This is a genomic window from Aeromonas sp. 601027, from assembly GCF_049174455.1.
GTDB classification, from domain to species: domain Bacteria; phylum Pseudomonadota; class Gammaproteobacteria; order Enterobacterales; family Aeromonadaceae; genus Aeromonas; species Aeromonas veronii_A.
Window position 1 is genome coordinate 1 of record NZ_JAAKTN010000015.1, and the last position, 23,427, is coordinate 23,427.

Annotated in this window: 29 protein-coding genes; 14 read left to right on the forward strand and 15 right to left on the reverse strand. The window is 59.2% G+C overall.

Going from position 1 to position 23,427, the window contains the following annotated elements:
• Positions 1 to 529: 529 nt before the first annotated feature.
• Positions 530 to 895: a YijD family membrane protein gene (locus G5193_RS17400; RefSeq protein ID WP_213389829.1), complete on the reverse strand. Its 366-nt coding sequence runs from the start codon at positions 893 to 895 to the stop codon at positions 530 to 532.
• 19 nt (positions 896 to 914) lie between these two features.
• Positions 915 to 1,535, reverse strand: coding sequence for an HTH-type transcriptional repressor FabR (gene fabR, locus G5193_RS17405; protein ID WP_005339921.1), 621 nt, complete (start codon positions 1,533 to 1,535; stop codon positions 915 to 917).
• 147 nt (positions 1,536 to 1,682) lie between these two features.
• On the opposite strand from fabR, the gene G5193_RS17410 reads away from it, so the two are divergent.
• Positions 1,683 to 2,801: a fatty acid desaturase gene (locus tag G5193_RS17410; RefSeq protein ID WP_216959726.1), complete on the forward strand. Its 1,119-nt coding sequence runs from the start codon at positions 1,683 to 1,685 to the stop codon at positions 2,799 to 2,801.
• A gap of 351 nt (positions 2,802 to 3,152) precedes the next feature.
• Here G5193_RS17410 and G5193_RS17415 read toward each other — a convergent pair whose 3' ends face one another.
• Complete coding sequence (locus G5193_RS17415) at positions 3,153 to 3,308, reverse strand: hypothetical protein (RefSeq protein WP_164537866.1); 156 nt, start codon at positions 3,306 to 3,308, stop codon at positions 3,153 to 3,155.
• Between the two features lie 175 nt (positions 3,309 to 3,483).
• Between G5193_RS17415 and G5193_RS17420 the strand changes: the two genes are divergently transcribed.
• The gene (locus tag G5193_RS17420; RefSeq protein ID WP_164537865.1) at positions 3,484 to 4,110 is read left to right on the forward strand and encodes a lysoplasmalogenase; all 627 of its coding nucleotides are present in this window, start codon (positions 3,484 to 3,486) and stop codon (positions 4,108 to 4,110) included.
• Between the two features lie 78 nt (positions 4,111 to 4,188).
• Here G5193_RS17420 and G5193_RS17425 read toward each other — a convergent pair whose 3' ends face one another.
• Both G5193_RS17425 and G5193_RS17430 read right to left on the reverse strand, forming a co-directional pair.
• Positions 4,189 to 5,742 carry a DHA2 family efflux MFS transporter permease subunit gene (locus G5193_RS17425; protein ID WP_319920123.1) on the reverse strand — a complete coding sequence of 518 codons (1,554 nt, stop codon included), beginning with the start codon at positions 5,740 to 5,742 and terminating at the stop codon, positions 4,189 to 4,191.
• Positions 5,742 to 6,794 (reverse strand): HlyD family secretion protein, encoded by a 1,053-nt coding sequence (locus tag G5193_RS17430; RefSeq protein WP_219295563.1) that lies wholly within the window; start codon positions 6,792 to 6,794, stop codon positions 5,742 to 5,744. Before G5193_RS17430 ends, G5193_RS17425 begins: the two co-directional genes overlap by 1 nt.
• Positions 6,795 to 6,890: 96 nt before the next feature.
• Between G5193_RS17430 and G5193_RS17435 the strand changes: the two genes are divergently transcribed.
• Positions 6,891 to 7,793: a LysR family transcriptional regulator gene (locus G5193_RS17435; RefSeq protein ID WP_005357631.1), complete on the forward strand. Its 903-nt coding sequence runs from the start codon at positions 6,891 to 6,893 to the stop codon at positions 7,791 to 7,793.
• Positions 7,794 to 7,802: 9 nt separating this feature from the next.
• Positions 7,803 to 8,117, forward strand: coding sequence for a DUF2007 domain-containing protein (locus tag G5193_RS17440; RefSeq protein WP_005339933.1), 315 nt, complete (start codon positions 7,803 to 7,805; stop codon positions 8,115 to 8,117).
• Between the two features lie 11 nt (positions 8,118 to 8,128).
• Here G5193_RS17440 and G5193_RS17445 read toward each other — a convergent pair whose 3' ends face one another.
• Entirely contained in the window at positions 8,129 to 9,412 is a 1,284-nt protein-coding gene (locus G5193_RS17445) for a dicarboxylate/amino acid:cation symporter (RefSeq protein ID WP_219295564.1), read from the reverse strand.
• Between the two features lie 209 nt (positions 9,413 to 9,621).
• Between G5193_RS17445 and G5193_RS17450 the strand changes: the two genes are divergently transcribed.
• Both G5193_RS17450 and G5193_RS17455 read left to right on the forward strand, forming a co-directional pair.
• Entirely contained in the window at positions 9,622 to 9,867 is a 246-nt protein-coding gene (locus tag G5193_RS17450) for a YecH family metal-binding protein (RefSeq protein WP_005357633.1), read from the forward strand.
• A gap of 99 nt (positions 9,868 to 9,966) precedes the next feature.
• Positions 9,967 to 10,566, forward strand: coding sequence for a YhgN family NAAT transporter (locus G5193_RS17455; RefSeq protein WP_041234986.1), 600 nt, complete (start codon positions 9,967 to 9,969; stop codon positions 10,564 to 10,566).
• Positions 10,567 to 10,643: 77 nt separating this feature from the next.
• On the opposite strand, the gene G5193_RS17460 is transcribed toward G5193_RS17455, so the two are convergent.
• Positions 10,644 to 11,612, reverse strand: a complete 969-nt coding sequence (locus tag G5193_RS17460; RefSeq protein WP_005348538.1) for a LysR family transcriptional regulator — start codon at positions 11,610 to 11,612, stop codon at positions 10,644 to 10,646.
• Positions 11,613 to 11,888: 276 nt separating this feature from the next.
• On the opposite strand from G5193_RS17460, the gene tatA reads away from it, so the two are divergent.
• From tatA to G5193_RS17475, 3 genes are all read left to right on the forward strand, one after another.
• Complete coding sequence (gene tatA, locus G5193_RS17465; protein ID WP_005339944.1) at positions 11,889 to 12,050, forward strand: twin-arginine translocase TatA/TatE family subunit; 162 nt, start codon at positions 11,889 to 11,891, stop codon at positions 12,048 to 12,050.
• Positions 12,051 to 12,066: 16 nt separating this feature from the next.
• Positions 12,067 to 12,369, forward strand: coding sequence for a YfcZ/YiiS family protein (locus tag G5193_RS17470; RefSeq protein ID WP_101531245.1), 303 nt, complete (start codon positions 12,067 to 12,069; stop codon positions 12,367 to 12,369).
• Positions 12,370 to 12,596: 227 nt separating this feature from the next.
• Positions 12,597 to 14,018, forward strand: coding sequence for a transglycosylase SLT domain-containing protein (locus G5193_RS17475; protein WP_421206646.1), 1,422 nt, complete (start codon positions 12,597 to 12,599; stop codon positions 14,016 to 14,018).
• On the opposite strand, the gene G5193_RS17480 is transcribed toward G5193_RS17475, so the two are convergent.
• On the reverse strand, positions 13,996 to 14,172 hold the full coding sequence (locus G5193_RS17480; RefSeq protein WP_005339947.1) for a hypothetical protein: 177 nt from the start codon (positions 14,170 to 14,172) through the stop codon (positions 13,996 to 13,998). The two genes, G5193_RS17475 and G5193_RS17480, sit on opposite strands and share 23 nt — an antisense overlap.
• Positions 14,173 to 14,245: 73 nt before the next feature.
• Here G5193_RS17480 and G5193_RS17485 point away from each other — a divergent pair, with 73 nt between their 5' ends.
• The gene (locus G5193_RS17485) at positions 14,246 to 15,499 is read left to right on the forward strand and encodes a phospholipase D-like domain-containing protein (protein WP_421206648.1); all 1,254 of its coding nucleotides are present in this window, start codon (positions 14,246 to 14,248) and stop codon (positions 15,497 to 15,499) included.
• 578 nt (positions 15,500 to 16,077) lie between these two features.
• Here the strand turns inward: G5193_RS17485 and murA are convergent.
• Genes murA through mlaF form a run of 7 tightly spaced genes read right to left on the reverse strand, consistent with a single transcriptional unit; the run spans position 16,078 to position 20,599 of the window.
• Complete coding sequence (murA, locus tag G5193_RS17490) at positions 16,078 to 17,334, reverse strand: UDP-N-acetylglucosamine 1-carboxyvinyltransferase (protein WP_421206650.1); 1,257 nt, start codon at positions 17,332 to 17,334, stop codon at positions 16,078 to 16,080.
• 19 nt (positions 17,335 to 17,353) lie between these two features.
• A complete protein-coding gene (gene ibaG, locus G5193_RS17495; protein ID WP_005306001.1) occupies positions 17,354 to 17,611 on the reverse strand; it encodes a BolA family iron metabolism protein IbaG in 258 nt (85 codons plus the stop codon).
• The gene (locus G5193_RS17500) at positions 17,611 to 17,883 is read right to left on the reverse strand and encodes an STAS domain-containing protein (RefSeq protein ID WP_421206652.1); all 273 of its coding nucleotides are present in this window, start codon (positions 17,881 to 17,883) and stop codon (positions 17,611 to 17,613) included. The genes ibaG and G5193_RS17500 overlap by 1 nt, the downstream gene beginning before the upstream one ends.
• Entirely contained in the window at positions 17,880 to 18,512 is a 633-nt protein-coding gene (locus tag G5193_RS17505) for an ABC transporter substrate-binding protein (RefSeq protein WP_421206654.1), read from the reverse strand. The genes G5193_RS17500 and G5193_RS17505 overlap by 4 nt, the downstream gene beginning before the upstream one ends.
• 2 nt (positions 18,513 to 18,514) lie before the next feature.
• Complete coding sequence (mlaD, locus tag G5193_RS17510; RefSeq protein WP_005336348.1) at positions 18,515 to 19,012, reverse strand: outer membrane lipid asymmetry maintenance protein MlaD; 498 nt, start codon at positions 19,010 to 19,012, stop codon at positions 18,515 to 18,517.
• Positions 19,013 to 19,019: 7 nt separating this feature from the next.
• Positions 19,020 to 19,799 carry a lipid asymmetry maintenance ABC transporter permease subunit MlaE gene (mlaE, locus tag G5193_RS17515; protein ID WP_005336345.1) on the reverse strand — a complete coding sequence of 260 codons (780 nt, stop codon included), beginning with the start codon at positions 19,797 to 19,799 and terminating at the stop codon, positions 19,020 to 19,022.
• A complete protein-coding gene (gene mlaF, locus G5193_RS17520) occupies positions 19,799 to 20,599 on the reverse strand; it encodes a phospholipid ABC transporter ATP-binding protein MlaF (RefSeq protein WP_421206656.1) in 801 nt (266 codons plus the stop codon). The genes mlaE and mlaF overlap by 1 nt, the downstream gene beginning before the upstream one ends.
• 207 nt (positions 20,600 to 20,806) lie before the next feature.
• Here mlaF and G5193_RS17525 point away from each other — a divergent pair, with 207 nt between their 5' ends.
• From G5193_RS17525 to lptA, 4 genes are read left to right on the forward strand one after another with little or no spacing between them, the layout of a single operon-like run.
• On the forward strand, positions 20,807 to 21,802 hold the full coding sequence (locus G5193_RS17525) for a KpsF/GutQ family sugar-phosphate isomerase (protein WP_005356672.1): 996 nt from the start codon (positions 20,807 to 20,809) through the stop codon (positions 21,800 to 21,802).
• Positions 21,802 to 22,356, forward strand: coding sequence for a 3-deoxy-manno-octulosonate-8-phosphatase KdsC (gene kdsC, locus G5193_RS17530; RefSeq protein ID WP_101530526.1), 555 nt, complete (start codon positions 21,802 to 21,804; stop codon positions 22,354 to 22,356). Before G5193_RS17525 ends, kdsC begins: the two co-directional genes overlap by 1 nt.
• Positions 22,353 to 22,913 carry an LPS export ABC transporter periplasmic protein LptC gene (gene lptC / locus G5193_RS17535; RefSeq protein WP_005336338.1) on the forward strand — a complete coding sequence of 187 codons (561 nt, stop codon included), beginning with the start codon at positions 22,353 to 22,355 and terminating at the stop codon, positions 22,911 to 22,913. Before kdsC ends, lptC begins: the two co-directional genes overlap by 4 nt.
• Positions 22,900 to 23,427, forward strand: coding sequence for a lipopolysaccharide transport periplasmic protein LptA (lptA, locus tag G5193_RS17540; protein WP_040068817.1), 528 nt, complete (start codon positions 22,900 to 22,902; stop codon positions 23,425 to 23,427). Before lptC ends, lptA begins: the two co-directional genes overlap by 14 nt.

Genomic DNA, 23,427 nt, shown 5'->3' on the forward strand with positions numbered 1-23,427 from the left:
TTAGAATACCGGCCTGTCACGCCGGGGGTCGCGGGTTCGAGTCCCGTCCGCTCCGCCACTAATTTGAAGGCCTTCCCGATTGGGAAGGCCTTTTTGCTATGGGTGGTTTTGTCCATAAGACCCACAGGTTTGCACACCAGAACGAACAGCAAAGCCCGGCTTCACGACCGGGCTTTTGTATTTTTAGCGCGTTAAACCACCAATATCTGGCTTTTCCCTGCCAAGTAAGAGTGCCAGATAGCCGATTATTTCCACCATTTTCGGGCTATATCAGAGTCTTATCAGTCTCATTTACAGCTATCTGAATGACTCTGAAGGTGGTCAAATCAGGCTTCTGCCGCCTGCTGGTTGCAGGGAAGTTCCATATTGACCACCCCTCTTCCATTTGCACGTCGATCTTGAAGCCCAGCAGCTTGGCTAGGTTGGGAATACCGAGATTAATCAGGTACCGTTCAAGCAAAGAGGCCTTCCCGACGGGAAGGCCTCTTTGCTTTATCTATCAACTGATTACCATCACTCGGTCTATTTATCAGTGCTTCTCTTTGTTGCCAATGCTCAGGCCGAGCTTGATGGAGAGGGCTGCCAGTAACAGCAGCATCATGATCAGGGAGAAGAAGTTGCTGCCAAGCTCCGGGTATTGCACCTTGAGCAGCGCGGAGTGACCGAAGACACCGATAAAGAAGCAGAGCAGGGTGCAGATGGGAGTGTTGCCCACCATGGGTTCATGGCGATAGTGCTGGAACAGCTGATAGGCCGCCAGCCAGAGGGCAATCAGCGGAAAGAAGGAGAAAGGTACGACCGAGTTGGTCAGCACGGCCAGAGAGGCATCGCCACAGATACCAATCAGCATGGCCATGGCGAGCGGTTTTTTCGGGATCATAAGCTGTTCAGTCATATCGTTCTCCATCCTGTGGTCATGGGTGAGGTTCACGGCGCTTCTGGTTTTGTACCTCGGCGCCCATGGCGATCATCCGCAGTTGGCGAATTGTTCGGTCGGAGAGTGCACGGCACTCTTCGCTGGTCATGTCGAGTGCATCGGCACCGGCACTGAAGACGATGGTGACCATGGCTTCTGCCTGGATGTAGGCATCTTCCCGTGGTGCTTCGGTGGTGGCTTCCAGATAATCGGTCAGCTCTGCGATAAAGTGCTGGATTTCGCGAGCCACCGCCTGACGAAAGGCTGCCGAGGTGCCGGAGCGTTCCCGCAGCAGCAGCCGGAAGATGTTGGGGTTGTTCTCGACAAACTCCATAAAGGTCTGCACCGAGGTGCTGATGACACTGCCACCACCGGCAATGCGCTGGCGTGCCTGGCGCATCAGTTGGCGCAGGGTAAGGCCTCCTTCGTCAACCAGGGTCAGGCCCAGTTCCTCCATATCGCGAAAGTGGCGATAGAAAGAGGTGGGCGCGATACCCGCTTCGCGAGCGACTTCCCGCAGGCTGAGATTGGAGAAACTCCGATTGGCGCACAGTTGGCTGAATGCAGCATCGATCAATGTACGCCGGGTTTTTTCTTTTTGTTGAGCGCGAATACCCACGAAATCAGTCACCTTCAGCTTAACGAGGACAAATGATAACCCGAAGGCGCCTCAGGATCAGGTTTGTATCCTATTTTTTTACCATTGACCGTGAGGAAATCACCATAGAAAATGGCTAACAGCTGTTCGCTGAAGGGATGCAATGAGATGGCCAGACCCCCCATTATTTTCACCAATACCCTGCTGTTCTCCCTCTCCGGGATAGTGGCGTTGATTGTCGTGCCCTGGTACGGCGTGAGCCACGGTTACGATCTCTGGCAGTGGGCCAGTTTCCTGTTGTTGTTCTGCCTTAGTGGTCTCTCCATCACCGCAGGCTATCACCGGCTCTGGTCGCACAAGGCCTACAAGGCGCACCCCGCTTTGCAGTGGTTGTTTGCCATCGGCGGTGCGTTGGCGCTGCAGAATTCGGCCCTGCACTGGTCGGCCGATCACCGCCGTCACCATCGTCATGTGGATGACAACGATAAAGACCCCTACAGCGCGGGGCGCGGCTTCTGGTATTCCCACATCGGCTGGATGCTGCGGGAGCATCAGGGAGATCGCTATGGCGATTACAATAATGTGCGTGACCTGCAGAACAACCCGGTGGTCGCGTTTCAGCACCGTCACTATCTGACGCTGGCGCTGGCGGCCAATCTGGGGCTGCCGCTGCTGCTCGGCCTATGGCACGGGGATATGCTCGGCATGTTGCTGTTGGCAGGCGTGCTGAGAATGGTGATGACTCACCACACCACCTTCTTCATCAATTCGCTGGCCCACATCTGGGGCAGTCAGCCCTATACCGACCGCAATACCGCTCGCGATAACGGCATCCTGGCTTTTTTCACCTTTGGCGAGGGGTACCACAACTTTCACCACCTGTTCGAGAATGACTACCGCAATGGCATTCACTGGTGGCAGTTCGATCCGACCAAGTGGTTGATCCGGCTCGCCTCCTGGTGCGGTCTGGCGGGAGATCTCAGATCTTCGCCGGAGGAGCGTATCGAACAAGCCCGGCTGCAGATGCAGCTGAAACGGGCACAAGCCAAGTTGCGCAAGCAGGAAGATCGCGAACTGTGGCAGGCGCTGCTGCAGGAGGAGTACGACAAGCTGAGCCAGCAGTTGCAACACTATTACGCTAGTCGCAAGCGGCTGCTGGAGCTGCGCAAGCGCAAGGCGCTGGCGCGCTATGACCGCCTCAAGCTGCAACTGGAGTACCGGGCCCTGCGTGACGGCTTTATCGCTGGTAAACGCAACTGGAGTCGCCTGCTGGCAGGCATTGCATGATGCCTTGCCGGGGTATCACACATACTAAAAGAGAAGACCGCCTGCTGGCGGTCTTCTCTTTGGTATGCATGTTTGAACGGGCTAGTTGGTTTGGCTCTGCTGTTGCTGCAACTGATCCAGTGCCTGCTGCTCCTGCTGGCTGAGACCCAGCTGTTCACAGGCCTGCTCAAAGCTGATCCCCAGATAGCGCATCATGATATCCAATAACGGGAGGGCTTAGTTGGCTTGGCTCTGCTGTTGCTGCAACTGATCCAGCGCCTGTTGCTCCTGCTGGCTAAGACCCAGCTGTTCGCAGGCCTGCTCAAAGCTGATTCCCGGATGGCGCATCATGATATCCAATAACGGGAGGGCTTAGTTGGCTTGGCTCTGCTGTTGCTGCAATTGATCCAGTGCCCGTTGCTCCTGCTGGCTGAGACCCAGTTGTTCGCAGGCCTGCTCAAAGCTGATCCCCAGATGGCACATCATGATATCGATGGCGGGCAGATAATTCTTCATAGCTTCTTCCATGGTGATCCTCCAGACCCGTCACTTATGCCCTGAACCACTCGGGGCGGCAATTAGACTTTAGGCTTAGTCTGTCCATTTGATCAGCACCCCTGCCACTGGGGTAGGGAATTTGTTACCCTGCACCATGATAAAAACGGTTGCCGTATGACTGCGAGCAACAGGTGAGGAGCAGGGCATGTTATTGAGTTTCTTGATCATCGCTTCAGGTTGGTGGCACATCCGTGCTGCCTACGGTTCAGACAGCCGCCAGTTCTATATCAGCAAGCCGCTGACCATGCTGCTTATCATTGCGTTGGCGTTCGGCTACCAGAGTTATGACCACGACGGTTCCCATGCCTGGATCCTGCTCGGCCTCTGCCTCTCGCTGGCGGGCGATGTGCTGCTGATGTTGCCAAGGGATCGCTTCATTCAGGGGTTGGCGGCATTTCTTGTCGCGCATCTCTGCTATATCGTCGGCTTTGCCCAGGGACCGCTGCTGCTCAATCTGGTGGATGGCTTGCTGCTGTTGCTGATTGCCGGCATGGTATTTGGCCTGCTGTGGGGCAAGCTGGGAGAGATGCGGATCCCGGTCTTTTGCTACATGCTGGTGATCATCGGCATGGCTTGGGTGGCCGCCGGTGCCTGGCACGCCTCTCTCACTGCCGGTTCGGCCGCCGCTTTGGTGGGGGCACTGATGTTCCTCTTCTCCGACAGCATGCTGGCGCTCGATCGCTTCCGCCGCCCCTTTCCCCACGCCCGCGCCTGGGTGATGAGTAGCTACTTTGCGGCGCAATTCCTGATTGCGGGGTCGCTGGCGGGATAACGCCATGCGGTTGAGTGCAGGCAACAGATAACGAAAAACGGGCGCTTGCCCGTTTTTCGTTTTATTCCCGGCGGTTTTTCACGCCTCTAGCGGTTCGGCATTCGCTGCCCGTGGGGCGGGGGATTTGAGTAACAACATCAGGCCGCTGGCGATCAGCAGGAAGATCCCCATGATGTAGAACACCTGGTTGTAGGCCATGATGGCCGCCTCCCGGTTGATGGTATTGGCCAGCATGGCGTGGGCTTGCTGCTGGGCAATCTCGGGGCCTGACCCCTGCGCCATCATGCTCTGGGCCAGCTGCAGCAGATAGGTTTGTCCCTCGATGCTGCTGGCGGCCAGAGTGCTGCCAATTTGCAGCACATGGGTGCGGGTATCGTTGTCGAGCAGGGTCGCGATGATGGCGATACCGAACGCGCCACCGAGGTTGCGCAGTACGTTGAGCAGGGTCGAGGAGGAGGGGATCTCGTCGTGGCTCAGGCTGGCGGTGGCGACCAGGGAGAGCGGCACCATGATGAAGGGCTGCCCCAGCGCCCGCACGATAAGCGACTGGATCAGCTGCGGCCCGGCGTAGTCGGCACTCATGTTGACGTTCATAAAGCAGCTGACGGCGAAGATAAGGAAGCCGAAGCTCACCAGATAGCGCGGGTCTATCTTGTGGGTCAGTTTGGGCACCAGCGGTAGCACCAGCAGTTGCGGCAGCCCCATCCACATCAGGACTTCGCCGATCTCCAGCGCGTTGTAGTTGTGGATCTGGGTCATGTAGAGCGGCAGCACATAGATGGAGCCCATCAACGCCATGCCGAGGATCAGATAGGCGAAGCAGGCCAGCGCGAAGCGCGGGTTGTGCAGCAACCGCAGATTGACCAGCGGGTGACGGCGGATCAGCTGGCTGATGACGAAGAACACCAGCGCCACTGCCGAGATGACCGCCAGTCGCACGATGAAACTTGAGCCGAACCAGTCTTCCCGATTGCCCTCTTCCAGTACCACCTCCAGCAGGCCGAGGCCAAGTGCCATGGTGACAATCCCGATGAGGTCTACCCGCTTGATCACGGCCCAGTCCACCGGTTTTTTATCCAGCCCGTGGGCCAGCATGGCCATCACCAGCAGTCCCGGCGGCACGTTGAGATAGAAGATGTAGTGCCACGACATCTGCTCGGTGAGCCAGCCGCCGAGGGTCGGACCGATGGCGGGGGCGAAGGTGGCACAGAGGCCAAACAGCGCCATGCCGGTGGCCCGCTTTTGTAGCGGCAACAGGGTGACGATGAGGGAGAAGGCCATCGGGATCAGCGCCCCGCCGGTGAAGCCCTGCAGCGCCCGGAAGACGATCATGCTGGTGAGGTTCCAGCTGAACGAGCAGAGCACGGAGGCGGCGATAAACGCACTGGTGGTCCAGAGTAGGTAGCGGCGCACGCTCAGCCCCCGGCTCAGCCAGCCGCTCAGGGGGATGGCGATCATCTCCGCCACCAGATAGGAGGTGGAGATCCAGGAGCTTTCGCTCAGGGTGGCCGACAGGGCCCCCTGAATATCCTTCAGGGAGGCATTGGTGATCTGGATATCGAGGATGGCCATGAAGGCGCCGATAAGCCCCCCCATGACCGCGATCCAGTTGCGACGTGGAATGGGTTCCATCAGTTGGCAGCCACCACGGGCTCAGGAGTGCGGGTATCCACGATCACTTCGGTGGAGAGACCCGGCAGCAGCTTGCCTGCTAGCGGGCCTGGCTCGGGGATGCGGATCTTCACCGGTACCCGCTGCACGATTTTGGTGAAGTTGCCGGTAGCATTCTCCGGTGGCAGCAGGGCGAACTTGGCACCGGTGGCCGGGGCCAGGCTGTCGATGATCCCCTCGACCGGTTGATCCGGGTAGGCATCGAGCACCACTTCGACCTTCTGGCCCGGCTGCATATGGGCGAGCTGGGTCTCCTTGAAGTTGGCCTCGACCCACACCTGCTGTAGCGGCACCAGGCTGGCGACCTGCATACCGGACTGGACGTAGAGCCCTTCCCGCAGGCTGCGCTTGCCGATGATGCCGTCGGCCGGTGCCCGCAGTTCGGTGTAGCCGAGCTCCAGCTTGGCCTGCTCCAGTTGTGCTTCGCTCAATGCCAGCTTGGCCAGATTCTGTTTGCGCTCGGCATCCAGTACCAGCAGTCGTTCACGTGCCGCCTGCAGGGCGGCTTGGGCCTCCCGGGCTTGCGCCTGATTGACCTGCAGGCCGGCACGCACCTCGTCCAGACTGTCTTGCGAGCTGTAGTGGCGCTGGTTGAGCTGACTGATCCGGTTGACCTGCTGGCTGGCGCGCAGCTGTTCGGCGTTGGCGGAGGCGAGCTTGGCCTCGGCCTGCTGGATCAGGCTCAGTTGTTGGGTGCGGGTGGCGGCCAGATTTTCGGCCGTCGCCTGATTGAGGCGCAGGTCGGCTTCGGCCTCCGCGACCCTGGTTTTGTATTCGCGATCATCGAGACGGGCTATTAGTTGGCCCGCTTTGACCGGCTGGTTGTCGGTGACCAGCACTTCGCGGATATAACCGGGCAGTTTGGAGCTGATCCCGGTCACTTCACTTTGCAGATAGGCGTTGTCGGTGCTTTCAAAATAGCGGCCGTGAAGATACCAGTAACCGGCGAACAGCAGACCGAGCAGCGCCAATATCATGGCTGCCAGCAGGGGAATTTTTTTGTGTTGACTCATTTTTGTGATTCCTGAACTTAAGGGGCGCAGGCTAACACTGGTCAACTGTTTCGATTAGTATTGGTTCACGAGATATACAGTTTCACTGGTGCAACAATGGACCTCAATGCCGCGTTAATTTTGGTTCGTATCGTCGACAAGGGCTCGTTTACGGGGGCCGCCCGCGAGTTGGGGATGACCAAGGCGATGGTCAGCCGCCGCATCGCCGAGCTGGAACAGCGGCTCGGTGTGCGTCTGCTCTATCGCTCCACTCGTCAGCTCACGTTGACCGAGGAGGGGGAGAAGTACTACCTGCACTGCAGCAAGGCGGTCGATGCCCTGACCGAAGCCGAGCTGATGCTGAGCGCCAGCCAGCAGGAGGTGACCGGTACCCTCAAACTGGCGGTGCCTATCGAGACGGGGCAACTGGTGGTCGGGCGCCTGGTCGCCAAGTTTTTGCAGGCCTATCCCGCCTTGCAGGTGGAGCTGGAGCTGACCAATCGAGTGGTGGACCCTATCAGCGAAGGGCTGGATGCGGTGGTGCGGATTGGCGACATGAGCGACTCCAATCTGGCTGCGCGCCGACTCTGGAGCACCGGAAGGTTGCTCTGTGCCAGCCCGGACTATCTGGCCCGCAGCCCGGTCATCGAGCGGCCGGAGGATCTGGCCAACCACGAGCGGGTGACGGTGAGCAGCGGGTTTCTCGCCTCTCACTGGTGCTTCGAGCTGGATGGTAGAGAGGTGCTGGTTGACCCCCCATCCCGTTTTCGGGTCAATAATATTACCTGTGCCCGGGAGGCTGCGAAGGCGGGGCTGGGGTTGGCCTCGTTACCCGCTATGCTCTGTCAGGATGAGCTGGCCAGCGGCGAGCTGGTGATCCTGCTGCCAGAGTGGCAGCAACCCAGGGTGCCCATATATCTGCTGTTTCCAGAGCGGCAACTGATGCCGCGCAAGTTGCGGGCATTCATCGATTTCATGATTGATAACGGCGCCGAGTTTGGCATCGACAAGTTGTTGTAAGGGGGAGCTATGGATAACTGGATCAATCTCTATCGCGCCTCACACACCCTGGAAGCGCACGCGTTGAAAGGGGCGCTGGAGGCAGAAGGGGTGCTGGTGCGCCTCAATGGCGAGGGGCTGTCGGGCGCCCTTGGCGAACTGCCGGTCGACATGTTGCAGGTGACCCTGATGGTGCGGGCCGAGGATCGCAGCAAGGCAGGACGGGTCATCGAGCGTTACCAGCAGCGTCAGGGTAACGGCTGGCTGTGCGGCCAGTGCGGGGAGGAGAACGGCGCCAACTTCGACGTTTGCTGGCGCTGTCATCACGATCCCCACGACAGCTGATCTTTCTTCCGCTAGCGCGGCGGGAACTCGATATCTTCTCCTGCGCTAGCATCGTGATAGGTCGCCAGATCCAGCTCGTTTTCGCTGCGGGCGATCAGCACCGACACCAGAATATCCCCCGATACGTTGACCGTGGTGCGCGCCATGTCGAGGATCCGGTCAATGCCTGCAATCAGTGCCACCCCTTCCAGCGGCAAGCCCACCGCCGTCAGGGTCAGGGTCAGCAGCATCAACCCGGTGCCCGGGGTGCCAGCGGTACCGATACTGGCCAGGGTAGCGATGCTGATGATGGTCAGGTAATCGACCATGTGCAGATCCACACCGAATGCCTGAGCCACGAACAGCGCAGTCACTCCCTGATAGAGGGCGGTGCCATCCATGTTGATGGTGGCGCCGATGGGCAGCACCTTGGCAGTGATGGCGGGGGAGACTCCCAGCCGCTTCTCGGCGCAGGCCAGACTGATGGGCAGGGTACTGCTGCTCGAGCTGCTGGTAAACGCAACCGCCTGGGCATCAACGATGCTCTTGAAGTAGTGCAAAGGATTGAGCCGTGCCAGCAGGAGCAGCAGGCCGCTGTAGACCCCGAGCACGTGCAGCAGACAGCCGAGGTAGACGGCGCCGATCACCTTGAGCAGCGGCAGCAGCAGGTCGAGGCCGTATTTGCCGGTCATCCAGGCCATCAGGGCGCAGACACCGTAAGGGGCGAGCGCCATCACCATCTGGGTCAGCTTGAACATCCCCTCGGCCAACGAGGTGAAGAAGAGGATGGCGGGGCGGCCACGGCGACCGCTGGCGTTGAGGGCGACCGCCAACGCCACTGCAAAGACGATCACTTGCAGGATCTTGCCATCCACCATCGCCTGTACCGGGTTGCTCGGCACCAGATGGCTCAGCACGCTGGCCAGGGTGGGTTGGGTTGCCACACCGAGTCGCTGATGGGGCCCCATGTCGGCACCCATGCCGGGCTCCAGCAGCCAGCCCATCATCAGGCCGATGCAGATGGCGATGGCGGTCGAGAAGAAGTAGAGACAAATCGCCTTGCTGCCGATGCGGTCGAGGGCCTTGCCCTTGAGCAGCGAGGTGAGGCCGGCGATGACCGAACAGAAAATGAGAGGCACCATCAGCATCTGGATGGTGTTGACGAACAAGACGCCAAGGGGCTTGAGCAGCAGGGCTTGCTCTTCAAAGCCGACGCCCAGAACCACCCCCGTCAGCATGCCGATCAGGGTCTTGAGCCAGAGTGGTCGGCGGGTCCAGATCTGCCAGGGCTTGAGAGCCTCTCCATGGAACAGCATGACGCCAATATCCTTATACATTGTCTGCGATGGCCAAAAAGGGGCGCCAGTGTAGCGATCCCTGACGCGGGTTGCCACATTATCGACAAAGCGGTGGCGGTGACCACTCCCCTGACCAGGTAATGCGCAATTTATTGGCCTATATCAAGATCCCTCCGGGCGGGGAGATATTTAATTGGCATTAAATATGTTCATTATTGAGGTGAGAGATGTCGCAATCGGTTCATGGTCACGAAGTGATGGAGATGATGCTGGCACAAGGGGGGCAATTTACCCGTGCCAGCCTGAAACAGGCGATGGCCGAGCGGTTCGGTGCCGAGGCCCGTTTTCATACCTGCAGCGCCAGCGAGATGGATGCGGAAGCGCTGATCGACTTTCTGGCCGCTCGCGGCAAATTCATCGACTCGGCTGAGGGTTTCCAGACCCGCGCCGACAAGATCTGCAACCACGGTTAATCCCGCTGCGAGCGCATCATGGCGCTCGCTCAATTCTTCGCCCTTTGCTATATTTCGCCCCCTCTCTTTTCCCTATTCAGGGCGTAGCCCGGGCGTTGTATGGATACTTTCTCTGCCGCAGTCATGCTGTTTCTGATCATGGACCCGCTGGGCAACCTGCCGGTCTTCCTCTCTATCCTGCGTCATATCGATCCCAAGCGGCGCCGCAAGGTGATGGTGCGCGAGCTGCTCTTCTCGCTGGCCATCATGATGCTGTTCCTGTTCGTCGGTCAGCAGATCCTCGGTTTCCTCAACCTGCGGCAGGAGGCGGTCAGCATTGCGGGGGGCATCATCCTGTTCCTGATCGCCATCAAGATGATCTTCCCGAGTGAGGGGGGCGTGACCGGGCTGGCGGCGGGCGAGGAGCCCTTCCTGGTGCCGATGGCGATCCCGATGATCGCCGGTCCTTCTATCCTGGCTTCTTTGATGCTGCTGGCCAATCAGGAGCCGACCCGGATGGTGGACTGGTCGCTGGCACTCTTTATGGCCTGGGCTGCCAGCGCGGTGATCCTGATGTTCTACGAGGTATTCAACAAGCTGCTGGGTGAGCGGGGACTCACTGCGGTGGAGCGGTTGATGGGTATGCTGTTGGTGATGATCTCGGTCCAGATGCTGCTGGACGGGGTACATCACTATCTGGCAGTGACCGGCCAAGGCTGAGCGGTTTACATCTTGAAGTGAATGAAACGGGGCTACGCAGAGCCCCGTTCTTTTCTTCCTGCCGAGAGGGCGTGTCGTCACTCGTGAGTGGTCGCTGCGGGTTCCAGTTTGCTCATTATGAGGGAGAGCAGCAATTCCCGCAGCCAGCGGTGGCCCGGATCCTCGCTGTGACGCTGATGCCAGATGAGCAGATGGGAGATGCTGTCCAACCCGATGGGCAGCGGCAGCTGCAACAGCGGATAGACCTGGGTAGCGTGGCGAGCGTAGAGCCTGGAGAGGGTCACTATCATGTCGGAGTGCATCCCCATCCGCAGCGCCGCCTCGAAGGAGGGCACGGTTGCCTCGATACGCCGGTAGAGATCCTGCTCTGCCAGCTTGTGATCCAGCATCCAGCGGTCCCGTCCCTCGCAGTAAGTCTGCACATGGGGATAACTGAGGTAGTGCTCCAGATTCCAGTTGGGCTCTCGCAGCGCGGGGTGGTGCTGCTGCACCAGACAGGTGAGGTCATCGACCGCCAGCACTCGCTGACAGATGCTGTCGGGCAGGGTATCGAGCCGATAATCGGAGCTGATGCAGTTCTCCCGCACCGCGAAGGCGATGTCCACCTGTCCCTGACTCATCTCGGTCAGACTGTTCTCGGTCCACTCCTCGTAACGCAAGCGGATCCTTGGTGCCTGCCGCTTCAGCTCGCTCAGGTAGAGCGGGGCAAACAGGGTAAAGGCGCTGTCCATGCTGGCGATGACGAACTCTCGCTCCGAGCTGGCGGGGTCGAACTCGGGCGGCTGGATCAGGTTATCCAGCGACAGCAGGATGGGTTGCAACTGCTGCTGCAGTGCAAGGGCACGGCCGGTGGGTTCCAGCCCGTAGGCAGATCGGATGAAGAGGGGATCATTGAAGGTATCGCGCAGACGGCCGAGGGCTTTACTGACCGCGGACTGGCTCAGATGAAGGCGGCGTGCCGCCTTGCTGCCGTTGCGCTCTTCCAGCAATACCTGCAGGATAATCAGCAAATTGAGGTCGATGCGACCCAGTTGTTCCAGCAGCATGATATGAATCCTCTTCAATTCTAAGATGAATTTATACCATTTGTTTTCATATCTTGGCGATCTTATCCTCGAATGGTCTCAGGTTCGCATGAACCACTGGTACAGGATGTAGCGGTTGAGGGGACATGTAGCACAATCAATATGGCGACCTCAGGGTCGCCCTATTTTTTGGCTATGATTTATTTGCTCACTTGCACCTGCCTTGATTTTGCCCAACAATCCCTGCGCTCTATTTTGATACAAGTAACAGATATCTCTTTGTGAGGGAGTATCCCTATGGGACTCGGTGGAATTCATATCTGGCATATGCTGATCCTCTTGCTGGTCGTTGTGCTGGTCTTCGGCAGCAAGCGTCTTGCCAGTGCAGGTGAGGATCTGGGGACCGCCATCAAAGATTTTCGCAAGGCGATGCGTGACGACGCAAATCATCCGAAATAAGCAGTAGGAGTAGAAAATGTCTGTAGACGAGAAAGTTGAACTGAACGAAACCTGTGACAGCTGCGGCTGTTTTGCCGAGATCGGCACCATCATCGGCGAAGGCGACGATGTGATGGAGCTGGTTATTGAAGCCGCGGCCGAGGCGGATGCCCGCGCCAAGCTGGCTGCCTATGAAGCACTGGCCAAACAGGTCACCGCCGAAGCTCAAGTGAGCAGCGAACTGACCCAGGGCGCCAACGGCGTGATCCTGAAAGCCCGCCTGCAATTCACCTGCACCGCCGAAAAACTGATTTTCGAAATGCGGGCCCGCTCTATCTGAGTTGTCTGATAACGCGGCAGGTTTGCCTGCCGTGTTGACCCTTCTGCTGTGGGTCGGCGTTCTATAGTTACTCTATCCCACAGACGTTTGCCCGGCGCGAGTCGGCCAACAGAAGGCGTAAATATCATGACGCAGCGATGGATCTCTGCCCCCAATCCCACCCTCTATCGTGATCCGTGCTGCCAACAGGCAGCAGGCGTGACCTCAGCACAGGGGCAGCCATCGTGATGCGACGCTGGATTTGGGCTCTGCTGGCCCTCTGCTGTTTTTCCCTGCTGGCGGCTGAGCTCAAGCCGGTGCGTTTGCCCCAACCCGGGGACCTCGAAAGCATTCTGCAAAAGCGCGAACTCAGGGCTCTGGTGGTCTATGAGCGCGGTTTCTATTTTCTCGATCGCGGCACCCAGTACGGCATTCTGGTCAATCAGCTGCAAGGATTCGAGCGCTGGCTGAACAACACCTATCTCGCTAAAGAGAAGGTCAAACTCAAGGTGGTCTACATCCCGGTGCGGCAGGACAAGCTGCTGGACTATCTGACCGAGGGGCGTGGGGATCTGGTGGCGGCGACCATGACGGTGACCCCGACCCGGCGTGAACAGGTGGCCTTCTCCCGGCCTCTCATCTCTTCCATCGAGGAGTGGGTGGTTAGCCAGAACAGCCTGCCCGCCTTCAGCCGCATTACCCAGCTCTCCGGCAGGCGGGTCTGGGTGCGGGCCAGCTCCAGCTACTACGAGAGCTTGCGCCAGCTCAACTGGTTGTTTCGCGAGTTGGGGCTGCCCCCCGTCTATATCGAGACGGTGCCCGAATATCTACAGGATGGCGATCTGCTGGAGATGGTGGCCGCCGGCATTATTCCCCTGACGGTGACCGACAGCTACAAGGGGCGGATCTGGCTGAGTGGCATGATCTCCGGTCTCAAGGCTCACAAGTTGATCCCCCTGCGCAGCAACGGCACCAGTGGCTGGGCGCTGCGCAAGAACAGCCCCGAGCTGCTGAAAGCGGTCAATGGCTATCTGGCGAGCGTCAGCCGCAACAGCCTCTACAGCGACATGACCCTGCGCCGCTTGCTGGTTCGCAGCGATCAGATGAGCAATATCCTGGCGCCGGATCCTATGGGGCGCCTCGCGACCATTCGCAAGGTGCTGGAGAAGTACGCCAATCAATACGATCTCGACTGGCTGATGCTGGCGGCGCTTGGCTACAAGGAGTCCGGCCTCAATCCCAAGGCGCGCTCGCCCAAGGGGGCCGTGGGCCTCATGCAGTTGCTGCCCAGTACGGGGCGGGAAGTCGGCATCAACGGCGCCAGACTCACCACGCTGGAGGGAAATGTGGAGGCCGCCTGCCGCTACATGCGGTTGATCCTCGATACCTACTTCAATGATCCCGAGCTGGATCGGCTCAACCGCCACCTGTTTGCCCTCGCCGCCTACAACGCTGGGCCGAACCGGGTGCAGGCGCTGCGAGGCAAGGCGGAGAAACTGGGACTCGATCCCAACGTCTGGTTCGGTAACGTGGATCAGCTGGTGGCCAACGAAGTCGGACAGGGGCCGATCAACTATGTCGGCACCATCTACAAGTACTACGTGGCCTATCGTTTCAGCCTGCCCCAGATCGAGGGCAAGGCTGCCGCTATCGAAGCGGCTCAGCCCTGAGCCGGTTGACCGGCAGGGTCGCCTGCACGGTCGGCAATTGCCAGCCACCGTCCCTGTGTTGCAAAAACCAGTGAGCAGGGCCGGTGGCCGGGATGAGATCTGGCTGGCTGAGCTGGCCCAGATAGCGCAACATCGGGGTATCATGCAGTTCCATCAGCAACTCCTTTTGAATATGTGAAGAGGCTCGCCAGCGTTATGACACCCGGCCATGACAGCAGGATGACACCATGATCCCCGGATCCTTTGCCCTGATCGACGATCCCCAGCTGGCGCTCAAGGTGCGTTGTCACTGGATCCGCCATGCCCGCGAGCGGATCCAGGCGCAGTACTACAGCTGGGAGGAGGACAGCAGCGGCAAGCTGCTGCTGAGCGAGCTGCTTCACGCCGCCCGGCGTGGCGTCAAGGTACAGCTGCTGGTGGATGATCTCTATGCCGGTGACAACCGCTTTCTGGAGATGGTGGCTCACTACCCGGGGATCGAGGTACGGCTGTTCAACCCCTTCTGGCTGCGGGGCTGGCGCCCGCTGGCACTGCTGCTGGAGGGACTGCTCAGCTTTCGCCGCATCAACCACCGGATGCATAACAAACTGCTGCTGGTGGATGGCAAGCTGGCGCTGATCGGCGGGCGCAACATAGGCGATCGCTACTTCGGTCTGGATCCGCAAGCCCCCTTCGTGGATCTCGATCTCGCCTGTCAGGGGGGACTGTGCCAGCAGATGGTGCAGGGGTTCGAGCAGTTCTGGCACAGCCGCTGGAGTCACTCCATCCGCCATCTGTTGCGCCGCGAGCTGCTGCCCGCCGAAATAGAGGTGGTCAACGACTTCCTGTTCACCATGACGGATCCGGCGGTAGCGACGGTCTACGATCTGCCCGCGGCGCTGTTTGACGAGCGCGATGTGCCGCTGCAATGGCATGAGGGGCGGGCCGAGGTGTGGTTCGACCGTCCCGGCAAGGGGCTTATCTCCCGTCCCACCACTGCCCGTCAGCTCTGGCGCCAGCTGGCCGACAATCCCGGCTCGCTGGGGTTGGTGACCCCTTACCTCATCCTGACCCGCGGGTTCCGGCACCGTCTGGCGCGGCTGCGCCAGCAGGGGATCGCCATCGACATTCTCACCAACTCGCTGGCCAGCACCGATGTGCCACTGGTCTATGGTGCCTATCAGCGTTATCTCGGCTGGTTGCTGCGCCAAGGGATCCGGGTCGCCGAGTTTGACCATGGCCACGGCAGCCTGCACGCCAAGTTGATCCTGCTGGGGGAGGAGCGGGCGCTGTTCGGCAGCCTCAACCTCGATCCTCGCTCACTCTTTCTCAATACCGAACTGATGCTGCATCTGCACTGCCCGCCGATCTGCGAGGCGCTGCGAACGTGGCTGGCTCGCTGGCAGGAGCAGGCCGGTGGATTGCCGCGCAAACCCGAGGGGTGGCCAAGGCGACTGATAGCCCGTCTGAGTGACTGGTTGCCCCTGCGCCGTTGGCTGTAAGGCAGCCATTTTTTGTGCGAGATCTCGCAAAGCCTTGTAAGCCATTGCTGATGCCCTTTGCGGGTGAATAACCATGCATGAATCTATCTTGCTGTTTTATAACAATTTAGTGGTGATGATAAGGCTGTTTTTTGTACTCTGATGTGAATGGAATTAGCATAAAAACGTTTTTTATTTTGTTTTTATGCGTAATATTTCAGTTGCAAGGACAAACACGGCGGCTTGTCTGCCGTGTGGACGAAGGTTGTAACGGGTAGCTGGCCGGTTGCATTGCTGCAATTGGCGCGCACTTAAGATGGGTCGCGAACTATCGGAAAGTGAAACAGAGACCTGGCGTGGCCGGACTCCAATATGGAACATGCTATTTGCGAGGGGGTGACATGGACATGTCACCCCACTTTTTTGGTTCTTTGGCGAGTCTCGAGCCAATGAACGTTGGCCGCCAGGGGGCTGGTAAATAGCCTGACACGATATGGACCACTCTCGACCGCATTGAATCTCGGCAGCCCAGGTGAATGTAAAAAGGCCCCCTTGCATTAGCGAGGGGGCCTTTTTATCGGCCAGCGATCAGGGAGATATCAGCCCTTGATGCGCTCGATGCGGCCACCCAGACCCTGCAGCTTCTGCTCGATGTTCTCGTAGCCACGGTCGATGTGGTAGATGCGGTCGACGATGGTGGAGCCTTCGGCCACGAAGCCGGCCAGCACCAGGCTGGCAGAGGCGCGCAGATCGGTCGCCATCACCTGAGCCCCCTTGAGCTGAGCAGTGTCGCGGCAGATGGCCACATTACCCTGCAACTCGATGTCTGCGCCCATCCGTACCAGCTCGGGAACGTGCATGAAGCGGTTCTCGAAGATGGTTTCGGTGATCATGCCGGTACCTTGTGCCACCGCGTTCAGTACGGTGAACTGTGCCTGCATGTCGGTCGGGAAGGCCGGGTAGGGGGCGGTCTTGATGGTGACCGGCTTGAGGGTGCGGCCAGTCATGTCGAGGGTGATCCAGTCTTCACCCTTCTCAATCAGTGCGCCAGCCTCTTCCAGCTTGACCAGTACCGCTTCCAGCAGGGTCGGGTCGGTCTTGCGGCAGGTGATCTTGCCGCCGGTGACCGCCGCGCCCACCAGGAAGGTTCCGGTTTCGATGCGGTCAGGCTGCACGCTGTAGTTGCCGCCGTGCAGGCGCTCGACACCATCGATGGTCAGGGTGTCGGTACCCGCCCCCTGGATCTTGGCACCCAGGGTATTGAGGAAGTTGGCCAGATCGACCACTTCCGGCTCGCGCGCGGCGTTTTCGATCACGGTGCGGCCATCAGCCAGGGTCGCAGCCATCATCAGGTTTTCGGTACCGGTCACGGAGACCATATCCATCAGGATGTGAGCGCCTTTCAGGCGGCCATCGACACGGGCCTTGATGTAACCATCTTCGATGGTGATCTTGGCACCCATCAGCTGCAGGCCGTGGACGTGCAGGTTGACCGGACGGGCACCGATGGCGCAACCGCCGGGCAGGGAGACATCAGCGGCGCCGAAACGGGAAGCCAGCGGGCCCAGCGCCAGAATGGAGGCGCGCATGGTCTTCACCAGCTCGTAGGGGGCGACGTGGTTGTTGACCGCACCGGTCAGCACGGTGACGTTGCCGTTGACTTTGGTGGTGGCGCCCAGCATCTCCAGCAGCTTGATGGTGGTGCCCACATCTTTCAGGCGCGGCACGTTGGAGAGGTGTACCTCTTCATCACAGAGCAGGGTTGCGAACAGGATCGGCAGCGCGGCGTTTTTGGCGCCGGAGATGGTCACTTCGCCGTTGAGAGTACAACGACCATCGATTTTGAATTTGTCCATTTTTTACTTCGTTACCAAATCAGGAGGGCAATAGGAATTTACGTTCGCGTTTCCACTCGGCGTCGGTGAACGCCTTGATGGAGAGGGCGTGAATGGCGTTGCTGGCGATCTTATCCATCAGCGGGGCATAGATGGCCTGCTGCTTCTTGACCCGGCTCATGCCGTCAAACATGTCACCGACGGCGATCACTTGGTAGTGACTACCGTCCCCTTTGACATGGACTTCGGACAATGGCAGAGCCTCAAGGAGTATCGCTTCAATTTCAGAGACTTGCATTATGCGTCCTCAGTTGTGAGCGGGGTTGACTGAAACAGCCCGGCCACCCCGTAGAGGTTGGCCAGGGTATAGAAATCACTGGAGGCGCCCACCAATTGCGGTGTGGCGCCTCGCGCTAATACGGCTTTGGCCCATTTGACCAGCAGGGCCAGCCCGGCGGAATCCAGCGTGGTCACGTCGCCGAGCTCGATCTGGTCTTCCTGCCACCAGTCAGCCCGCCGTTGCCACAGCTCAATCACCTGAGCCGCCTGCAGCTCGCCGCTCAGTCTCATGACTTGAGCACCAACGGCTTGGCATTGTGGGCGCGCAACTGGGCGATCACAGCATCGATGCCGTTCTGGCGGATCAAACCGCCCAGCTCGCTCTGTTTGGCGGAGAGCAGGCTGATCCCCTCTGCCACCATGTCGAAGGCTTTCCACTCGCCGGTCTTGTTGTTCTTGCGCAGCTTGAACTCGAGGAAGATGTCCGGCTTGCCGGCCTCTTTCACGCTGACGTTGACGGCGGTGATATTGCCGCTGGGGGCTTTGCCCGGCTCGACCTTGACGGTCTGCTTGTCAAAATGGGCCAGCGCATCGGCGTAGGAGCTCACCATGTACTCGGTGAACACCTCGACGAAGGCATTGCGCTGCGCTTCGGTGGTCTCTTTAATCTGGTTGCCAAGCACCTTGTAGGCGGCGAAGCGGTTGTCCACATAGGGCAGCAGCTCTTCGCGGATGATCACCCGCAGGTGATCCGGATTGCTTTTCACCTGGGCCTGATCGGCCTTCAGGCGGGCAAAGGTCTGCTTGGCCGCCTGATCCACCAGCGCGTTGGGGTCGGTGGCATCGACTGCGGCCTGGGCAGACAGGGAAAAGAGCATGCTGGTCATCAGACCCAGCAGCAGGGCGATTTTCTTGAACATGATTACTCCTTCTTGCTGTCTGATTTGCTGTCGGAGGATTGGCTGTAGAGGAACTTGCCAATCAGATCTTCCAGCACGATGGCGGATTTGGTGTCTTCAATCAGGTCGCCATCCTTGAGCATCTCGGTGCCCATCTCCTCATCGCTGAAGCCGGGGGCCAGACCGATGTACTGCTCGCCGAGCAGACCGGAGGTGAGGATGGAGAGGGAACTGGTATCGGCGAACTCGCCAGCGCTCTTTTGCATCATCAGGGTCACTTCGGGCACCTGGGTTTTCGGGTCCAGTACGATGTCGCTGACCCGGCCTACCACCACGCCGCCGACCTTGACCGGCGAACGGACTTTCAGGCCGCCGATATTATCGAAATGCGCGCGCAGGGTATAGGTTTCTCCTTCCGGTTTGAAGCTCAAACCGGCCACTTGCAGGGCCAGTGCCAGAATGGCACCGATGCCAGCCAGCATGAAGGTGCCGACCAGGAATTCTACTTTGCTGAACTTCATCTTTACCTTATCCAAACATGACTGCAGTGAGTATAAAATCCAGGCCGAGCACGGCGAGGGATGAGTGGACCACAGTTCGGGTCGTGGCCTGACTGATCCCGGCCGAGGTCGGCTTGGCATCATAGCCGTTAAAGAGCGCAATCCAGGTGACCACTAGGGCGAAAATCAGGCTCTTGATGGCGCCCTGCATGATGTCTTCATGCCAGTCGACGGAGGCCTGCATGGCAGACCAGAAGCCCCCTTCGTCCACGCCGAGCCAGTCCACACCGACCAGCTTGCCGCCGAAGATACCGATCAGGCTGAACATAAAGGCCAGCAGCGGCATGCTGATGACGCCAGCCCAGAAGCGGGGGGCAACCACCCGGCGCAGTGGGTCGACCGCCATCATCTCGAGGCTTGAAAGTTGCTCGGTGGCCTTCATCAGGCCGATTTCAGCGGTCAGGGCCGAACCGGCACGGCCGGCAAACAGCAGCGCAGTGACCACAGGACCCAGCTCCCGCAGCAGGGAGAGGGAGACCAGCGGCCCCAGGCTCTGCTCGGCGCCGAAATCCTTCAATACGTTGTAACCCTGCAGCGAGAGCACCATGCCGATGAACAGGCCGGAGACCAGAATGATGGCCACCGACTGTACGCCCACCACATACAACTGCTGGACAAGCAGCGGGAAGTGCTTGCGCGGCTCGGGTTTGCCCGCCAGCGCATGGAACAACATGATGGTGGCGCGACCGACGGAGCTGATAAACCGCACTCCGACCCGCCCCAGCTTGCTTATTTGACTTATCAACATCAGAGATCCTGTAGCAGATCGCCTGCCGGAAAATGAAACGGAACAGGACCATCGGGCAATCCTTTGAGGAACTGCTCGACTTCGGGATTGTGCTCCTCGCGCAGCTGATCCGGCGTACCGTGCGCCACCACCTTGCGATTGGCAATGATGTAGGCGTAATCGGCGATGCTCAGCACCTCTTTTACATCGTGGGTGACGATGACGGAGGTGATACCGAGGGCATCGTTCAGCTCCTTGATCAGCTTGACAAGCACCGCCATGGTGATGGGGTCCTGCCCGACGAACGGCTCGTCATACATGATGAGGTCGGGATCGAGCGCAATTGCCCGTGCCAGCGCCGCCCGGCGCGCCATGCCGCCGGAGAGCTCGGAGGGCATCAGTTTTGCTGCGCCGCGCAAGCCCACCGCCTGCAGCTTCATCATGACGATGGTGTGGATCAGCACCTCCGGCAGGCCGGAGTGTTCCCGCAGCGGGAAGGCCACGTTGTCGTAGACCGTCATGCCGGTAAACAGGGCGCCACTCTGGAACAGCATGCTCATCCGCTTGCGCACTTCATAGAGGCGCGAACGGGAGAGGGTGGGGATGTCTTCCCCGTCAAATAGAATGTGACCGGACTCCGGCTTGAGCTGGCCACCGATCAGCCGCAGCAGGGTGGTTTTACCGATGCCGCTCGGGCCCATGACGGCGGTTACCTTGCCACGAGGAATGGTCAGGTTGATCCCGTCATACAACAGCCGATCTCCGTGACTGAAGGTCAGATCGGAGATGGTGATCAGGTCATTGTTCAAACAATTGTCCATCCGGTGTAAATGAGGTGCGAATTTTATGGGGTAGTCTAGGTCTAAGCAACAGCAAGGAACAACTATTGAACAGGCTGCAAGCCCATTTGCACGACAGTTTTCTGTAACAAAGTGCGTCATTGAGAGCGGGACTTGCCATCCGATTCGCTTATCCGAGCAGACTTTTTTATAATCCCGCAGCTAATTTCGGCCCGGAGCTGTGTCTTTATGTCTGTAAAGCCTGAGAAAGTGTCTGAACTGTTCGATTTTCGTCGCAGTGCCCGCGCGGTGCTGGACACAGAAAAGCAAGCCATTGATGGACTCTATCAGTATCTGAACGACGCCTTCGACAAGGCGTGCGAAATGGTGCTGCGCTGCGGTGGCAAGATAGTGGTCACCGGCATGGGCAAATCGGGCCATATCGGCAGCAAGATCGCCGCCACCCTCGCCAGCACCGGCACACCGGCCTTCTTCCTTCATCCGGGGGAAGCGAGTCACGGTGATCTGGGGATGATCTCCAGCGGCGACCTTATCATCGCTATCTCCAACTCCGGCGAGAGCGACGAAATCCTGGCTCTGCTGCCGGTACTCAAGCGCCGCGGCATTCCGCTCATCTGTATGACCGGCAATCCCGCCTCCACCATGGCCAAAGAGGCCAACGTGCATCTGTGCATCAAGGTGGAGAAAGAGGCTTGCCCGCTGGGTCTGGCACCCACTTCCAGCACCACGGCAACCCTGGTGATGGGTGATGCCCTGGCGGTCGCCCTGCTGGAAGCGCGCGGTTTTACCGCCGATGACTTCGCCCTCTCTCACCCGGGCGGTTCCCTTGGCAAGCGTCTGTTGCTGCGGGTCGGCGACCTGATGCACAGTGGCGAGCTGTTGCCCCGGGTAGGGATAGATGCCACCATCAGCCAGGCGCTGCTGGAAGTGAGCCGCAAGGGGCTCGGTATGACGGCGGTGGTCGATGGCAATGGCCTGCTGGCCGGGCTCTTTACCGATGGCGATCTGCGCCGCATTCTTGACCAGCAGATCGATATCCATCACACCCCCATCAGCCGTGTGATGACGGCCAACTGTGTTACCGTAGGTCCAGAGATGATGGCTGCAGAAGCCGTCAAGCTGATGGAAACGAGAAAAATCAACGGATTACTGGTGGTGGATGGTGACAAGCGCCCGCTCGGCGCCTTCAACATGCACGACCTGCTGAAAGCCGGAGTAATTTGATGCAAAACGTACCGACCCTCTATGGTCCGGTGACGCGCAGCCAGTTTGAGAAGGCGGCGCAAATCCGCCTGCTGGTGTGCGATGTGGACGGGGTGCTCTCCAACGGCCTCATCTACATGGGAAACAACGGCGAAGAGCTGAAAACCTTCTGCACCCGCGATGGTGCGGGCATGCGAGCACTGCTCAATGCCGGGATCGAAATCGCCATCATCACCGGGCGCAACTCCCGTATCGTCAGCGATCGGATGAAAAGCCTGGGGGTGGCTCATGTGGTGCAGGGGGCTGATAAAAAGCTGCCTCACTTCGAAGCGCTGCTGGCCAAGCTGGGGCTGACTGCTGAACAGGCCGCCTATATGGGCGATGACACCATCGATCTGCCGGTGATGGCCGCTTGCGGCCTGGGTATCGCGGTGGCCGATGCCCATCCGCTGGTGCTGAGTCGTGCCGATATGGTGACCCGGCTTGGCGGTGGCATGGGTGCGGTGCGCGAGGTGTGTGACCTCATTTTGCAGGCGCAGGGCCACGACGATTATCAGCCCGAGGCTTCGGTATGAGCAGACAGACCCTGTTGTTTGCCCTGCTGTTTCTGGTTGCACTGGTTGCCTGGCAGCTGGGCAAGGTTGAGCTGGTGCCTGAGAGCGCCGTCAAAATCGAAAACTATCAGCCGGATTTTGTCGCCAAAGATCTGGTGACCACCCGTTTTGATATCAACGGCAAGCGCACCGAGCGGCTGGAGTCGACCTACGCCGAGTATTATCAAATCCTCGAGCAGGCCACCTTCGACAAGCCGGTGGTCTACATGTATGACGATCAGGGTGCCGCCGAGTGGAAGGTGACCGCCGAAACCGGCGTGCTCAACACCGGCGACAACGTCATCCTGCGGGACAAGGTGCATCTGGATGGTCTGCTGCCCACCTCTTTCATTTCCACACTGGATACCCCCTATCTGGAGCTGGATCTGGTGACACAGGATGTGCGCAGCAACCGGGAAGTGAACATTCTGGGTCGGGATTTCCAGACCCAAGGGGTTGGCCTCAAGGGCCATCTGGACCGCAAATATTTTGAGTTACTGGATCAAGGCCATGCCATCTATTTCAATGAAAAACGCTAATCTGGCCCTCGCAGCCCTGTTGTTGTGTGGTGCGGTGACCGCCAAAGAGTCCGACTTTGCCGAGAAGGTTTACGTCGATGCCGTCAAACAGGTGGCCGAGATGCAGGACAACCGCATCACCTTCGAAGAGGACGTGACCATCAATCAGGGCACCATCCGGATCAAGGCTGACAAGGTGGTAGTGACCCGTTCCGGCGAGAAAGGGGCCGAGGTGATGACTGCCTACGGCAAGCCCGCCACCTTCTTCCAGATCCTGGATAACGGCAAGCCGGTCAATGCCCACGGCAACACTATCCGCTACGAGCTGAAGAACCGTCTGGTGACCATCACCGGCAACGGTCAGCTCAAGCAGGAAGATAGCCAGGTCAATGGCGATCTGATCCGCTACGACATCGTCAAACAGAAGATGATCGCCGAGAGCAAGAGCCCGAGCCAGCGGGTCAAAACCGTATTCCTGCCGGATCAGGTAGAGAATTTCGACAAGCCCGCCGACCAGAAGAAGCAGGGAAAATAA